Annotated in this window: 9 protein-coding genes; 3 read left to right on the top strand and 6 right to left on the bottom strand. The window is 71.3% G+C overall.

What is annotated here, in order from left to right; all coding sequences use genetic code 11:
- Positions 1-309: 309 nt before the first annotated feature.
- From K8640_RS27845 to K8640_RS27835, 3 genes are all read right to left on the bottom strand, one after another.
- Positions 310-1,749, bottom strand: coding sequence for a M20 family metallopeptidase (locus K8640_RS27845; RefSeq protein WP_223749824.1), 1,440 nt, complete (start codon positions 1,747-1,749; stop codon positions 310-312).
- A 175-nt stretch (positions 1,750-1,924) separates the two neighbouring features.
- The gene (treZ, locus tag K8640_RS27840) at positions 1,925-3,793 is read right to left on the bottom strand and encodes a malto-oligosyltrehalose trehalohydrolase (RefSeq protein ID WP_370640401.1); all 1,869 of its coding nucleotides are present in this window, start codon (positions 3,791-3,793) and stop codon (positions 1,925-1,927) included.
- Between the two features lie 128 nt (positions 3,794-3,921).
- Complete coding sequence (locus K8640_RS27835; protein WP_223749822.1) at positions 3,922-4,419, bottom strand: hypothetical protein; 498 nt, start codon at positions 4,417-4,419, stop codon at positions 3,922-3,924.
- Positions 4,420-4,617: 198 nt separating this feature from the next.
- Between K8640_RS27835 and K8640_RS27830 the strand changes: the two genes are divergently transcribed.
- Positions 4,618-5,763, top strand: coding sequence for an AAA family ATPase (locus tag K8640_RS27830; RefSeq protein ID WP_223749821.1), 1,146 nt, complete (start codon positions 4,618-4,620; stop codon positions 5,761-5,763).
- A 108-nt stretch (positions 5,764-5,871) separates the two neighbouring features.
- Positions 5,872-6,255, top strand: coding sequence for a DUF5335 family protein (locus tag K8640_RS27825; RefSeq protein ID WP_046710694.1), 384 nt, complete (start codon positions 5,872-5,874; stop codon positions 6,253-6,255).
- 145 nt (positions 6,256-6,400) lie between these two features.
- On the opposite strand, the gene K8640_RS27820 is transcribed toward K8640_RS27825, so the two are convergent.
- Positions 6,401-7,219: a M57 family metalloprotease gene (locus K8640_RS27820; RefSeq protein ID WP_223749820.1), complete on the bottom strand. Its 819-nt coding sequence runs from the start codon at positions 7,217-7,219 to the stop codon at positions 6,401-6,403.
- Positions 7,220-7,697: 478 nt separating this feature from the next.
- Here K8640_RS27820 and cls point away from each other — a divergent pair, with 478 nt between their 5' ends.
- Entirely contained in the window at positions 7,698-9,152 is a 1,455-nt protein-coding gene (gene cls / locus K8640_RS27815) for a cardiolipin synthase (protein ID WP_223749887.1), read from the top strand.
- A 16-nt stretch (positions 9,153-9,168) separates the two neighbouring features.
- On the opposite strand, the gene K8640_RS27810 is transcribed toward cls, so the two are convergent.
- Positions 9,169-10,563: an MBL fold metallo-hydrolase gene (locus tag K8640_RS27810; RefSeq protein ID WP_223749819.1), complete on the bottom strand. Its 1,395-nt coding sequence runs from the start codon at positions 10,561-10,563 to the stop codon at positions 9,169-9,171.
- Positions 10,564-11,019: 456 nt separating this feature from the next.
- Complete coding sequence (locus K8640_RS27805) at positions 11,020-15,795, bottom strand: DNA topoisomerase 3 (protein ID WP_223749818.1); 4,776 nt, start codon at positions 15,793-15,795, stop codon at positions 11,020-11,022.
- Positions 15,796-16,261 lie beyond the last annotated feature (466 nt).

Here is a 16,261-nt window from a genome sequence, read left to right as displayed (position 1 = left end):
AGACTCCGACGAGACCGCTGCTCGTCGGGAAGCACGGACCCGAACGCCGTGAATCCATCTGGATGCGCGGGCCGGGTGATAGGACTTCGGGACAATCCCTCGCAACCACGCATCCACGCGTGTCTCGTGGAACGGGCGCTGGAAGACAGACACACCTCGACGCCCCTCCCCCGGGTCGGAGGCGGATGTCTCGGTGGATGTATCGATGCGCCCTGGAGTCGGCGTGGGACGGGCTTCGCGAGGCGGGCCCCGCACCGCCGCTCCCAGGTGCGGGGAGCGGCGGGGGCCACGCGCCGGCGGAGGCGGGGCCTAGCGCTGGAAGTGGTCCGCGATGACGCTGGCCACGCAGCAGGTGAGCTTCTTGCCGGTGGGGATGTGCAGGAACTCGTTGGGGCCGTGCGCGTTGCTGCCCGGGCCCAGCAGGCCGGTGATGAGGAACTGCGCCTCCGGGAAGCGCTCGCCCAGCATGCCCATGAAGGGGATGGTGCCGCCCTCGCCCATGGCCATGGCGGGCCGGCCGAAGTACGTGCCGGACGCGGACTCCACCGCGCGCGACAGCCAGCTGGCCAGCGGCGGCGCGTCCCAGCCGATGCTGGCCTTGTCACCCTCGAAGGACACCTTGGCCTGGTACGGCGGGTCCTGCTCCAGCGCGTCCTTGAGCGCCTTCTGCGCCGCCTTCGGCTCCAGGCGCGGGGGGATGCGCATGGACAGCTTCACCGTGGTGAAGGGCCGCAGCACGTTGCCCGCGCTCTGCAGGGGCGGCAGGCCGTCCACGCCCGTCACCGACAGCGCCGGACGCCAGGTGCGGTTGAGCACCAGCTCCGCGCCGTCCTCGGACATGGGCTTCATGCCGGACACCCAGGGGAACTTGCCGAAGACCTCCTCGCCCAGCACCTTCGCCGCGGCGCTCGCCTGCTCGCGGCGCTCCTTCGGAATCTCCACGTGCAGGCCGTCCACCTTCACGCGGCCCGTGGACTCGTCCTCCACGCGCGAGAGCACCTGGCGCAGCACGCGGAAGCTCGACGCCACGATTCCGCTGGCGTCACCGGAGTGCACGCCTTCCGTGAGCACGTCCACGCGCAGGTTGCCGGCCACCATGCCGCGCAGCGACGTGGTCATCCAGAGCTGGTCGTAGTTGGCGCAGCCCGAGTCCAGGCACACCACCAGCGACGGCTTGCCGATGCGCGGCGCCAGCGCCTCGATGTACGCCGGCAGGTCATAGCTGCCGCTCTCCTCGCACGCCTCGATGAGGATGACCGTGCGCGCGTGGCCCACGCCCTGCTCGCGCAACAAGCGCAGCGCCGCCAGGGACGCGAACGCCGAGTAGCCGTCATCCGCGCCGCCTCGGCCGTAGAGCTTGTCGCCCTCGCGCACGGGGGTCCACGGCGTCAGGCCCTCGCGCCAGCCCGTCATCTCCGGCTGCTTGTCCAGGTGGCCGTACATGAGGACGGTGTCGTCCCCCTTGGTGCCCGGCACCTCCATGTAGATGACCGGCGTGCGCTCCGCGCCCTGCTCGTTCTTGAGGCGGATGACCTCCAGCGTGAGGCCGGGCAGGTGCGGGGCCTGCGCGCGGCACCACTCCACGATGAGCTGCACCGCGGCTTCCATGTGTCCGGCCTTCACCCAGTCCGGGTCGAAGGCGGGCGACTTGTTCGGGATGCGGATGTAGCGCTCGAGCGCCGGGAGGATCTCCTTCTCCCAGATGCGGTCGGAGGACTCGGTGGCGGTCTGGACGTTCAGGACGTTCATGGCCGCGATGCTGAGCACGGGAGGGCCCCCCTGTCGACACCGGCAAGGCCCCTCGTAAGGCCATGACGCGCCGCCCTGATGGGGCCCATCGGCGCGCCTGTCACCTGCTTCCCTGGCGCCCACACGAGGAAGCACCGCGTCAGCGCGCGGTGCCCCCGTGGGACTTCACGGGCGGTCAGCCCCGCTTCGCATCCGCGTATCGCACGACGACGGCGCCGGGGCCGCGCAGCCGGAGCGTGCCGCCGGTGAGCGGCGAGGCCGACACGTCCCCGCCGAAGCGCGGCGCGTCGCTCCACAGCACCACCTGGGCGTCGGCGGGCACCGCGTGCTCCACCTCGCCGCGCAGGGCCACCAGCACCTGGAGCACCTGGCCTCCGCCGCGCCGCTCCAGCACCAGCGCGTCCGGGCCCACCGCGCGAGCGTCATAGGTGCCCCGGCGCGCGTCCGTGAGCGTGGGATCCGAGGCACGCAGCGCGAGCAGCTCGCGGTACAGGGCCAGCACGCCCGCGTGCTCGGGCCGCTGGGCCTCGCTCCAGTCGAGCCGGGAGCGCGTGAAGGTGTCCTGGGCCTGCGGGTCGGGGACCTCCTCGCCCGCGAAGCGCGAGAAGCCGGCGAACTCGCGACGGCGTCCCTCCGTGACGAGCCGCCCCAGCTCCGCGTGGTGGTCCGTGAAGTAGAGGAACGGCGTGCTCGCGTTCCACTCCTGGCCCATGAACAGCAGCGGCGTGTACGGCGACGCGAGCAGCAGCGTGCTCATGGCGCGGAAGGCCGCCGGGGACACGTCGTGGCCCAGCCGCTCGCCCAGGGGGCGGTTGCCCACCTGGTCATGGTTCTGGATGCAGTACACGAAGCGCCACGGCTCCAGGCCCTCCGCCTTCGTGCCGCGCGCGTGGCCCAGGTTCTTCGACGGCTGGCCCTCGTAGAACCAGCCCCGCACCAGCGTGCGCGCCAGGTCCTCCGCGCTGCCCGTGTAGTCCTGGTAGTAGCTCTCCGAGTCCCCCGCGAAGGCGCGGCGCATCTGGTGATGGAAGTCATCCGCCCAGACGCCGTCCAGGCCGTGGCCGCCCTCGGATGCGGGCAGCATCAGCTTGCGCTCGTTGCGCTCGTCCTCGGCGATGAGCACCACGCGGCGGCCCGGAGCGCTGGCGCGGGCGCGCTCGGAGATTTCGGTGAGCAGGTGGGGCGTGCCGTCGTCGACGATGGCGTGCGCCGCGTCCAGCCGCAGGCCGTCCAGGTGGTAGTCGCGAATCCACATCTCCACGTTGGCGAGCACCATCTCCCGCACCAAACGGCTGTGCTCGCCGTCGTAGTTCACCGCGTCGCCCCACGGCGTGTGGTGGCGGCCGGTGAAGTAGTGCGGCGAGAAGGCCCGCAGGTAGTTCCCGTCCGGGCCGAAGTGGTTGTAGACGGCGTCCAGCATCACCGCGAGCCCCGCTGCGTGCGCGGCGTCCACCAGGCGGCGCAGCCCCTGGGGTCCCCCGTACACCTGGGCCGGCGCGAAGAGGTCCACGCCGTCGTAGCCCCAGTTGTGACGGCCGGGGAAGCTCGCCACCGGCATCAGCTCCAGCGCGGTGATGCCCAGCTGCTTGAGTTCGGGCAGCCGGGGGATGAGCGCCTCGAAGGTGCCCTCGGGCGTGGCGGTGCCCACGTGCACCTCGTACAGGACGAGCGAGCGGGGCTCCACGCCCTCCCAGCCCGCGTCCGTCCACGCGAAGTCCGCCGTCACCACCTCGGACGGGCCATGCACGCCCTCCGGCTGCGAGCGCGACCACGGGTCCGGGAAGGGGCCCTCCCCGTCCACGCGCAGCTTGTAGCGCACGCCCGCGCCCTGCCCCTCCAGCACCGCGCCGAAGCAGCCATCCGCCTCCGGCGTCATGGGCAGCGCGCGACCCGGCGCGCCCTTCGCGTCGAACAGGACCACCTCGACCCGCGAGTGACTGGGAGCCCAGACCCGCCAGCGCACCCGGGGGCCCGCCTCCACCCATGCACCCAACGAAGAGGTTTGAGACGGCTTCACGTTCCGCTTCTCCGACAGAGCACCCATGAGGGGCATCCCTGTAATGCGCTCGGGCCTGCCTGGGGAGCACTTGCGCGCGAGGAGGTCCGAGCCGTCCCCCGCGGATGTTCACGGGTGGGCGTTCCCGCCCGACACGGGGCCACCGCTCGTCCGCCTCAGTGCAGCGTGGGCTCGCGGTGCAGGAGGAAGGGGATGATGACGTGGCGGAGCAGCGGCAGCTCCAGGTGCGTCATCGCCAGCAGCGTGTGCCCCTCCAGCCAGCGCACCTCGTCCACGAAGGGACGCCACTGCCAGCCGGCCCCACGCGGGTACTCCACCTGGAGCGAGGCGCGTCCGTCCACGCGAGAGACGCCGTCGCGCAGCACCAGCGGCACCGAGCGCGAAAGCCCCCCCTCGCGCCGCACCAGGTTCACCCCGTCGCGCCCTCCCGCCGCGAAGTCCTTGCCCCACCAGCCACGCAAGCCCAGCAGCCCCAGCCCCTGTCGCACCAGGCCCTGGAACCAGGCGGGCCCCAGCAGCTCTCCCCGGTAGCGCCCCGGCAGCGTGTCGCGCGCGGGGGTGGGGAGGGTGCGGAACAGCGCTCGCCACTCCCCGTACCGGCGCGGCTGGGTCACGGGCACGAGCGAGGGCAGGGACAGGGATGGGAGGCTCATTCCCCCACGCTATGCAGCCGGACGCCCCGCGCCCGCGCGCACCTGCCCGTCCGCCCTCCCGGGGGCTGGGCGCCGGGCCCTGCCGCTCGGGAGGGGGCTCGAGCTCGCCGGGCTGCTTGTGGACACCCCGGAGCGCCGGGATGATGCGGCCTCTCGGGTCCGGGGTCCTCCGGCCCGACGCCCCCGGAGCCATCCTCGATGACTGTCGTCCGCCATGGCCTGGAGCCCCGGCCCTCTCCCCGCGGCGAGGATGTCGTCGAGCGGGTCGCCGCCATCGAGGTCCTGTCCCCGCGCGAAATCGACGCGCGCCTCACGGACCTGGGCTACCGCGGCCAGCCCGAGGCGCGCCGCGCCGCGTCCGTGCTCGCCTACCGCCACCTGCGCCGCATCCGCCGCCTCCACCTGGAGGGGCTCGCCCCCGAGCCGGGCCTGCGGGAGAACTGCCTGTTCCTGGGGCCCACCGGCTCCGGCAAGACGTTCCTCGTGGAGCTGCTCTTCCGCGAAATCCTCGCGGTGCCCACGGTGCTCGCGGACGCCACCCAGTTCTCCGAGACGGGCTACGTGGGTGACGACGTCAACACCCTGCTGTCGCGCCTGTACGAGGCCGCCGACCGCGACACCGAGTGGGCCGCGTGCGGCGTCATCTGCATGGACGAGTTCGACAAGCTCGCCACCAGCCGCTCCGACAGCCGCTTCGCCGGACAACAGACGACGAAGGACGTCAGCGGCTTCGGCGTGCAGCGCAGCCTCTTGCATCTGTTGTCCGCGGCGCACGCGGACTTCCCGCCGGACTTCGGCTTCACCAGCCGGATGCCGCCGGACTCCATGGAGATGGCGTGTGTCACCTTCATCGCCTGCGGCGCGTTCAGCGGCCTGCGCGCGACGGCGGAGGGCATGGCGCGCACCGAGCGGCTCGGCTTCGGCCGCGAGCCCCGCCGCGAGCCCGAGGAGTCCATCGCCACCGCCGTCACCCAGGAGCAGCTGGAGCAGACCACCGCCTTCGCCCGCTACGGCTTCATCCCGGAGCTCATCGGCCGCTTCAACCGCCTGGTCTCCTTCACCCCGCTGGACGCGGCCACGCTGGGCGACATCCTCCAGCAGAACGTGCTGCGCGCGTACGAGCGCGAGTTCGAGCAGGAGGGCCTGCGCCTGCACGTGGAGCCGGCCGTGCGCGAGCACGTGGTGGCTGGCGCCCTCAAGCGCGAGACGGGCGCGCGCGGCCTGCGCACCACGCTGGCGCCGCTCTTGGAGCAGGCGGCCTACGAGCACTTCGGCCGCCCGGACGCGGCCTCCACCGTGCGGCTGGTGCTGGAGGGTGACCGGGTGCGCTCCTGCACGGAATAGCGCCCGACGCTCCCTCCCCCACCGAGCGGGGAACCGGGTCCGGCCTCCATCCCGCCCGCACGCACCTTACGGTTTGAGCGGGAACACGAACACCGGAGGGTCGCACACATGGCGCACACGGACCACACGCGAGAGATTCCCCGGGAGGGCTGGGCGGACTATCTGGCCCTGCTCAGCAACATGGAGAAGGAGCAGCCCGTCCGCATCGAGGTGGAGGGGATGGAGCTGGGAGACCAGCCGCTCGCCTCGGGGCTGCCGTTGGTGGAGATCAGCCTGGAGGAGAAGGGCAGCGACCGGGGCGTGGTGGAAATCATCGTCGGCGGCCCCGGCGGCGAAATCACCCACCGCATCCAGAAGCCGGACCACATCTACGCGGACGAGAGCGAGAGCGGCGAGCTGGAGTGCCTCGACATCGAGAGCAGCGAGGACAACACCAAGACGCTCATCTACTTCGGCCAGGCCACCACGGCCGGCGCGCGCAAGATGGACTGAGCCTGGGAGGGCGCCCCCCCGCGCCCATATCAGAAAGGCCGGAAGGCACCCCCCTCCGCGGGAGAAGGAACCTTCCGGCCTGTGGCCTTCACCCGTCCCCGCCGTCGCGACGGGGATGGGGGTCGGCCGGTGCTTCAAGCGCGAATCACGGGTACAGCGCGCGGGCGCCCTGCTTGTCCAGGGTGGTGAGGATGAGGTCGCCCGTCTGGGTGCCGTTGCACTGCGGGTAGTGCATGACCGAGGAGCGGTCGTAGGACGTCAGCGCGCGCCAGTTCGCGTCCTCGTAGCAGGAGCCGTTGACGCGCGTGTGCTCGTGGCGGAAGCCCAGCACGTGGCCCAGCTCGTGGCGCAGGATGCCCGCCAGCGTCCAGGGCGCGATGCTGCCGAAGGCCGTGTTGTCCACGAGCACGTTGCGGCCCGAGCGGCCCGAGTTCGGGAAGAACGCGCGCGCCAGGTACTGGCCACCGGAGTTCACCGGGCGCACGTCGAAGAGCACGCCCGTCTGGGACGCGGTGCAGCTGGCGTCGTAGCTGGTGCTGTGCGTGAAGTTCACGCTGGCGGTGGCCTCCCAGGCCGCCGTCGCGCTGTTCATCGCCGTCACCATCTTCGCCTTGTTGGTGGTGCCGAAGGTGTTGCTGATGCAGTACGTCAGGTTGCCCTTCTGCGCGGAGCTCCACTTGATGTCGCCCGCCGCGGTGCCGCCGCTGTTGTACACGGCCAGCCCGTTCTGGGTCTTGCCATGGTCCGCGACCACGTTGTTGTCGTAGTAGGCGCGCAGCTCCTCCTCGCTGTCCACGGCCTGGTCCATGTCGAAGATCCACTTGCCTTCCGGATCCTGCACGGCGCCCGCCTTGAACTCCTCCCACGTCATCTTCGGCGCCAGCGTCTCGGCGCTCTCGGGACCACACGCGGAACCCAGGAGCGTCACACCAGCCAGCAGCGCCATGGAGCGGAACTTGAGCATCGGTCTTTCCTCGGAAACACACGACTGCGGGGGATGCGCCGCCCCACCTGGTCCCTCCACCAGCCGCGGCAACGGCGCGCCCCGGCCTTGAGCAACTGTCGGGCCAACGACGCCCACATAGCTGGATAGACTGTTTTTCGAGCACAAACTGGATAGCCAGCACTCCAGGTCAAAACAGACCGACTGTAAATGGGCCTGACAAAGTCCGGTGGAAGTCGGCGTGGCGGTGAGGGTTTTCGTTTCGCGCCGGGACTGTTCGGGAATCAGACGGTTCTGTCTGCGAATCAGTCAGTCGCCCAGGGGCTGTCGGAAACCGGGTCAGGGTTTCCCCGCACACGCTTGGGGGCGCAATCAGCCACGCACCATGCAATCACCGTCGGAGCGCGTCAAGCAGCTGCGGCGCGGCGGACAGCTCGCGGCGCGCCGCGCCGTGGCGTCGTGTATAGCCGAAGGCGTCGTGGGCCCTCTTCCGTTCGACATGGCGTGGTGGCTGTCCTGGCTGGAGGCGGTGTGGCCGCACCTGGCGGCGGGGCTGACGGTGCTGGTGAGCGTGCTGGCCAGCGCGCACGTGGTGCTGCACAAGCGGGACGTCCGCGCGGCGGTGGGCTGGGTGGGGCTGGTGTGGCTGGTGCCGGTGCTGGGCGCGGCGCTGTACCTGGTGCTGGGCATCAACCGGATTCGACGGCGCGCGCGCTCGCTGACGCCCCGGCGCGGGCACGGGATGTTCCCGCCCATCCGCGGCGTGGAGGCGGTGGTGGCCGAGGGCGTGTCCCGGGTGAAGCCGGAGGCCGCGCACCTGGCGCCCCTGGCGCGGCTGGGGGACGCGGTGCTGCACCGGCCGCTGTTGCCGGGCAACCAGGTGACGGTGCTGGAGTCCCGCACGGACGCGTACCCCGCCATGCTGGAGGCGATTGCCCGGGCGAGGACCTCCATCTCGCTGTGCAGCTACATCTTCGACAACGACGTGGCGGGCCGGCACTTCGCGGGGGCGCTGGGTGAGGCGGTGCGGCGTGGGGTGCAGGTGCGGGTGCTGGTGGACGCGGTGGGCGCGCGCTACACGTGGCCGACGATTCTCGGGCGGCTGTCGCGTGAGGGTGTGACGGCCGCGCGCTTCCTGCCCTCGCTGATGCCGTACCGGCTGCCGTTCATGAACCTGCGCAACCACCGCAAGATATTGGTGGTGGACGGACAGGTGGGCTTCACCGGGGGCATGAACATCCGCGAGCACTTCTGGCCGGGGGAGCAGGCCGCGAGGGACTTGCACTTCAAGCTGGAGGGCCCGGTGGTGGCGCAGCTGCAGGAGACCTTCGCCGAGGACTGGGTGTTCACCACGCGCGAGCGGCTGAGCGGGGACGCGTGGTTCCCGGAGCAGCAGTCGGCGGGGGCGGTGCTCGCGCGGGTGGTGCCGGACGGGCCGGACGAGAACTTCGAGACGCTGCGCACGGTGCTGCTCGGGGCGCTGTCCACCGCGCGGGCGTCGGTGCGAATCGTCACACCGTACTTCCTGCCGGACGCGTCGCTCATCACCGCGCTCAACGTGGCGGCGCTGCGCGGGGTGAGGGTGGACGTGGTGCTGCCCAGGAAGGGCAACCTGCCGGTGGTGCAGTGGGCGAGCACCGCGCAGCTCTGGCAGGTGCTGGCGGACGGGTGCCGGGTGTTCCTCACCGAGCCCCCCTTCGACCACACCAAGCTGATGGTGGTGGATGGCGAGTGGGGCCTCATCGGCTCGGCGAACTGGGACCCGCGCTCCTTGCGGCTCAACTTCGAGCTGAACGTGGAGTGCTACGACGCCGGGCTGGCCCGGCGCCTGGATGCGGTGGTGGACGAGCGGCTGTCGCGCGCGCGTCCCCTCACCCGGGAGCAGGTGGACGCGCGGCCCCTGCCCATCCGGTTGAGGGATGGGCTGGCGCGGCTGTTGTCCCCGTACCTCTGAAGCGACGCGCGCCGCGCTACAGCAGCACGCGGCGCACCTTCCAGAAGGCCTCCTTGGCGGTGCGGAAGGCCTGCGAGTCCGGCGGCAGGAACGAGCGCAACAGCTCCGCCGACTGCGTCTGGAGCGGCCGCACGCAGTGCGCCTCCACCTGGCCGCGCAGGAAGCCCACCGGGTCCCTGCGGCGGTACTCGGAGAAGTACGTGCGCAGCTCGTTGCGCGTGCGCGCCTTGCCGTTGTCCGCGTACTTGGCCACGTAGGGGCTGAAGTCGGGGTAGAGCCGGCCCTCGCCGAAGTCGCCGTGCAGCGTCGTCTTCATGAAGTTGCCGATGAGCAGGTCATCGAAGACGCGGTAGCGCACCGCGGTCATCAGCGAGTGGCGCGGGGCCTCGAAGGTGATGCCCCGGCGGAAGCGGCGGCGGTGGAACTCGATGACGTGGTCCTGGCCGCCCACGCGGAAGCGCAGGAAGTCCAGCACCGAGCCCAGGTGCTCGATGGCGCCGAAGTACTCGCGCAGCATGCGGGACTCGTCGGCCTCGAGCATCTCGCCCCAGTCGTCCCCGAACTCCGTCGGGTCCACGGGCGTCAGCGCGCGCTCGGTGGGGCGGATGAGCCGCACGTCGTCCTGGGCGAAGTCCACCTGGACGAAGGCGGGCAGGAGCGAGCACGTCGGGGACTCGAAGCCGCGCGAGTAGTCCTCCAGCGTGGTGGTGTACTCGGAGGCCCAGATGCTGTCGGCGCGCTGGTACTTGTGCATGGAGCTGAAGGGCACGAAGTAGCGCGCGCCGTAGAACTCCGCCTGCCGGGCGATGGTGCGCCCCACGGGCGTCTTCGCCGCGGCGTAGGGCGCGATTCGCTGCCCGTCCTCGGTGAAGTAGTTGATCATGTCCGCGTCGCCGTAACCGGACAGGGCCAGGAGGTAGGACTGGTCATACCGGCGCACCAGGCCGCGCACGAAGCGGCCCCAGCCCCGGTCTCCCGCGTCGTTGAGGTTGACGAGCAGCCGTCCGCCCACGTCGACGAGCAGCACCGCGTCCTGGTTCATGTCGGGGATGCACATGACGCGGATGCGCGGCGACAGTTGGGTCCACACGCGGTCCACCAGCACGTGCACGTTGAAGCCCTGCTCGCGCAGGTCATCGCGGATGCGGCCGCCGAAGTGGTTGGGGACCAGGATGGTCAATTCGCGCAGCTTCTCCAGGGACTCGGGGCTCAGGTGGTCCGGGTGTCCGTGGGACAGCCACGCGTACTGGCAGCGCTGGATGGTGTCGCGCTGCTCTTCGGGAATGTCGTGGGACAGGGTCCAGCTGCCGAAGTACGCGGCACCGTGAGTCCACGGGTCGGTCACCAGCACCGGTCCGTTGTCGTGGCAGATGAGTGTGGCGTTTCCGATTGTCTCGAATCCGAGTTCCATCTTCCGCTCCCCCCTCAGGCCCGCGCGGTTGCTCGCCATCGCGGTCACAGGCCGGAAGGTGACGCGCAACGGGGGAGAGACCCACTGCCCCCGCGTGCAGCGAAAAGGACTGCACGCCCGGCAGGCTGCCCGAGGCCCGGTGGAAGGGAAGATGTTTTCCCCGGGCACGGCGTCGGGCACGCCCTCCCGCGGAGCCGGAACGGCACGGACACGGCGCGATGGAGCCTCGCGAGGGGTCGCCGCGCGCGAGGGACACACCGTCACGGGTGACAAGTGCACGGCGCGGGCGGACGGGTCGACCGCCCTCGCGTGAGAGGAGGCAGCCACCCGCGTCCACGTCGACGATGTTCGCGAGTGGAGACACCAGGGCCTCCCGGTTCGAGACATGGCTCGGGAGGGGCGCGGCGCTTGGAGCAGGCACCCAGGCGCGAGCCCCGCTCCGAGCGTGGGCGTCCCTCAGCGCTTGCGAGCCACGAGCGAGAGAATCTGGGAGCCGTAGCGCTCGGTGAGCGCGGGCCCCACGCCGTGGACGGCCATCAGCGCGGCGCCGTTCTCCGGCCGCGCGGCGGCGATGGCGCCCAGCACCCGGTCCGTGAGGATGCGGAACGCGGGCACCTTGCGCTTGCGCGCCTCGGCGAGCCGCCACGCCTTCAGCGCATCCACGAGCCCCGCGGGGGCCTCCTCCTGCGTCACCCCACGGCTCCGCGAGGAGCGAGCCCCCCGCGACACGGGCTCCTCGGGGGTGCCTCGCCCCACGGGGATGCGAGACTCGGGAGACAGCGCGGTCCTGGACGCATTCCATGAGGAGCGCTGCTCGAAGTCGTCCGAGGGAGAGGAGGCCCGCCACTGTCGGCCGCCGGCCTCGCTCCGACTGGAGCCCGCGCGTTTCTTCGTCGCGCGTCTGGTCGTCTTCCCGCGCTTCTTCTTGGACGCCTTCTCCAGCGCCAGCGGCAGGAAGACCTGCTGCGGGTCCACCACGCGCGTGCGGCGGCCCTCGTCCGTCAGCGACAGGCGCTGGAAGGAGATGACCTGGCCGTCCTTGTCGAACGAGTCGACCTCCAGCCGCGTCAGCCCCGCACGCACCAGCCCTCCCACCAGTCGCTCGAAGTCACGCCGGGGCAGCGCATCCCCGAACAGCTCGCGGTGGAGTCGCCCGGTGGCCTGTCCATCCCGCTCCTGGAGGGACTCCAGGATGCGCTCGAGCCAGTGGCGCTCGGACGCCGACGGCTCGGCGAAGCGCAGCGTGGCGCACGACTCGGGCGAGCACACGTCACACAGGCCGCACGCCTCACCGGAGTCCTGGGTGTCACCGAAGTGAGAGACCAGCTGCTTCATCCGGCAGCCATGGGCCTCCGCGTAGCGCCCCATCTGCTCCAGGTGCAGGAGCTTGCGCTCACGCTGGGCGTTGTACGCCGCGGACCAGTTGGGACGTCCGCGCCGCACCGTCTCGTCGGGTGTCATCACCACGCCGCCGTGAATCCAGAGCTGTTCGAGCGCCTTGTCGAACACCTCCGGGTCCGTGCGCACGCGGCCCTGGAGCGACGGCTTCGGCTCGGGCTCCAGCGCCGTGGACTGGAACAGGCGCTCCAGGACGTACGCCTCGGGGTAGTCGCGCTTGTGGAAGAACTCGTGCGTGCGCCGGTCGATGTACGAGTGCAGCAGCACGGCGCGAGACGGCTTCCCGTCACGGCCCGCGCGCCCCAGCTCCTGGTAGTACCCCTCCAGGCTGGCCGGCAGCGCGGCGTGGATGACGGTGCGGACATCCGGCTTGTCGATGCCCATGCCGAAGGCCGTGGTGGCGACGATGACCTCCAGCGAGCCCCCGAGGAACTCCGCCTGGACCTTGTCGCGGTCTCCCGGCGGCAGGCCCGCGTGGTACGCGGCCGAAGGGAAGTCGCCCGCGAGCAACTCCGCGAGCTGCTCGGCGTGCTTGCGCGTGGCCGCGTAGACGATGGCGGGCCGGTTCTCCTCGTCCTGGAGCAGCCCGTGGATGGCGTCTCCGCGAGCGCCGGGGTTCAGCTCGCGCACCTCGATGGCGATGTTGGTGCGGCGGAAGCCGTGGATGAAGGTGCGCGCCTTGCCTCCCGCGCCCAGCAGGCCGAGCTGCTGCACGATGTCCCGCTGCACGTCCGGCGTGGCGGTGGCGGTCAGGGCCACCACGGGCGCGGGACGCAGCAGGGGCAGCCGCGCGCCGAGCAGCCGGTAGTCGGGACGGAAGTCGTGGCCCCACTGCGAGATGCAGTGCGCCTCGTCGATGGCGATGAGCGTGGGAGGGCGCCGCGCGAGGAACTCCACGAAGCCCGGCACGCCGAGTCGCTCCGGCGCGATGAACAGGAAGTCGAGCTTCCCCTCCAGGTAGTCGAAGCACACCTGTCGCGAGGTGGCGCGGTCCCGGCCGGAGTGGATGCGGTCCGCCGCGAAGCCGAGCGACTGGAGCCGCAGCACCTGGTCCTCCATCAACGCGATGAGCGGACTGACGACGATGGTCGTCCCCGCCCGCGCCAGACCCGGGAGCTGATAGCAGAGCGACTTGCCCGCGCCCGTGGGCATGACGAGCAGCAGGTCCTCGCCCGCCGTGGCCGCGCGGCACACGGCCTCCTGGTACGGACGGAAGTCGGAGAAGCCGAAGGCCTCCTTCAGGAGCGGTCGGAGCCGGTCCGGAGGCGTGGGAGCGCGAGGGACACGCTCCGGGCGCCCCCCCGTCGACACGGAGACACCGCCCCGTGAGGAGCCCGGCCCACGAGACACGCCCGTGTTGAACGCGCCCTGAGCGCTCGTCCGACGAGGCGCCGACACCACGGCTGCTTCCGAGAACCCTGCACTTTGTGAGGAGCGCGAGCCGGCTGAGGCCTCCGCGCGCCAGGCCCCTCCACCGTCGGCGGCACCACCGGGCGAAGTGCCTCGCGCCGTGCGACGAGCAGGCTCCAGCTCCGAGGAGCCACCGCCGAACGAGGCGGGAGTTCCAAGCGAAGCGTTGCGCGGAGAGCCACGGCCTGCCGTCGCGAAGTCGCCTCCACGTGAGGCCTCATCCCTCGATGCGCCAGTGAACGAGTCCGTCGAGGTACGTCCTGCGCCACCGGGCGCGTCCGAAGTGCCCTGTGAGAACGAGGTCTCCGCACGATGCTCCGTCCCCATCGCGCCGCCCCACCCTCCAACCCCACCCTCGTGAGCCACCGGCCCACCGCGCCCACCCGGGACACCGGCGCGCACCGGCCCCGAGGGCCCCTGCCCCACCACCTCGATGACGTACTTCTCGATGCCCCGGATGAACTCGTCGAGCTGCCCTTCGCCCCGCTCGATGCGCTGGAGCCACGCTTCCCACTGGCCCGTCATCGCCGGCGTCTTCACGTCCGGGTGCACCACGTGGATGAGGTTCAGCCCCTTCTCCGTCGCCTCCAGCACCTTGCCCTTGCGGACCAGGTACTCGCGGTCCAGCAGCACCTCGATGATGGCCGCGCGCGTGGCGGGCGTCCCCAGCCCCGTCTCGCGCATCGCCTCCGCCAGCTCCTTCTCGTCCAGCAGCCGACCCGCCGTCTCCATCGCCGTCAGCAACGTCGCGTCCGTGAAGCGCGGCGGCGGACGCGTGCGCTTCTTCACCGCCTCCACGTCCTCCACCGTCTGCGGCTGCCCCCGCGCCAGCCCCGAGGGCAACGACTGCGAGTCATCCTCCGGCTCCGCCTCCTCGTCCCCCTTGCGCGCGTCCGACTTCGGCTTCGGCGCCTTCTTGCCCCCGCCGATGTCCAGCACCTTCCAGCCGATGCGCTCCACCTGCGTGCCCGTGCTCTGGAAGCGGTCCACCACCGGCACCGCGCTCTTCGGCCCGGGCGACGTCACCGCCGTCACCACCGTGGTGACGCGCCACACATGGTCCTCGTGCCACGCCTGCAACAGGCGCCGGCACACCAGGTCGTAGATGCGCTGCTCGTCCGAGGACAGGCGCAGCCCGTGCGGCGACGTGGGCGTGGGGATGATGGCGTGGTGGTCCGTCACCTTCCCATCATCCACGTAGCGCCGACCCAGCGGACGCACGCCCGTGCCCGGCGCCAGGTCCTCCTCGTAGGGCCCGCGCACCGTGCCCACCACCTCCGGCAGCGTGTCCGCCACCGTCTGCGACAGGTGCCGGCTCGACGTGCGCGGATAGCTCAAGAGCTTGTGCTTCTCGTAGAGCGCCTGCGCCACCTCCAACGTGCGCTGCGCGCTGAAGCCATACAGCCGGTTCGCGTGGCGCTGCAGCTCCGTCAAGTCGTAGAGCAGCGGAGGCGCCATCTTCTTCTCCTCCGCCTCCAGCGATTCGATGGTCGCCTGCCCCCGCTTCACGCGGTCGATGATGGCCTGGGCCTCCACCCCGTCCGCGTCCAGCCGGCGCGCCTCGCGCACGCCCTCCATCCCCGGAGGAATCACCGGCTTGCCATCCGGCCCCGAGCGGAACCACGTCCCGTCGTACCGCGCGCCCGGCGCCACGTCCTTGCTCCGGGGCGCGAAGGTGGCCACCACCTCCAGGTAGTCGCGGGGCACGAAGTTGCGGATGGCCCACTCCCGCTCCACCACCATGGCCAGCGTGGGCGTCTGCACCCGCCCCACGCTCAACATCTCCCCCTGCCCGCCATGCGCCAGCGTGTACAGGCGCGACAGGTTCATCCCCACCAACCAGTCCGCCCGGCTGCGCCCCATCGCCGCCGCCGCGAGCGGCTCGTACTCCCGCCCGTCCTTCAGCTTCTGGAAGCCGTCCCGGATGGCCCGCTCCGTGAGCGACGACACCCACAGCCGCCGCACCGGCTTGCGACACCCCGCCGCCTCGTAGATGTAGCGGAAGATGAGCTCGCCCTCGCGGCCCGCGTCCGTGGCGCACACCACCGCGCCCACCTCCGGCGAGGTCAGCACCCGGCGCACCACGTCGAACTGCGAGCGCGTCTGCTCGGAGACCACCAGGGGCCAGCCCTCCGGCAGCATCGGCAGGAGCGCGCGGCTCCACTTCTTCCAGTCCGGCCTTATCTCGTGCGGCTGCGCCAGGCCCACCAGGTGGCCGATGGCCCACGTCACCACGTAGCCGTTGCCACGCAGGAAGCCGTCACCCCGCTCCTGCGCGCCCAACACCCGCGCGATGTCCCGCGCCACGGCTGGCTTCTCCGCCAACACCGCCAGCAACGACGAGCGCCCCGCGCCCCGCGCCGCCGCGCCCTCCCCACCTCGCCTGTCCTCGCCGGGCACCTGGCCCATCGCTTCCCACCTCATGAAACCTGTCCCCTCCCGCCGCCCAATACCCGGGACATCCGCCCCAGGCACACGTCGCAACCGTCTTCCCTACCGCGTCAGGCTGACATGGCCAGCCCCTCACTGTCCCTACCCACGACGCCCGCTCGCCCCTCCGCCAGTCGAGGCGGACCCTCTCACTCCACCCACCCACCTCCCAGGTCTCCCTCCACTCCGGGTGGAACCCGCCACGTTCGTCCCGCCGCCAGCCCTGCCGACAAGCTGGCGCGTTCGCGCAAGCATTTGGCGCTAGCGCGGAAAACTCGTTCCACGGACTGAGCCAGTATGCCCTGGTCGACACACGCCACGGCGCGTGTGGCCGGGGGGACGGCGGTCATCAGTGGGTGCGAAGGGAGAGGCGAATGTCGCACGTCGCGCATGAGTCGGGCCAGCGGGTTCCGGGGGGAAACAGCGGGCCAGGCGGTGTGAAGCGTACGGACAGGGGACG

The sequence above is a fragment of the Myxococcus sp. XM-1-1-1 genome (assembly GCF_020037095.1).
GTDB classification, from domain to species: domain Bacteria; phylum Myxococcota; class Myxococcia; order Myxococcales; family Myxococcaceae; genus Myxococcus; species Myxococcus fulvus.
This window is presented reverse-complemented; position numbering and strand designations above follow the sequence as displayed.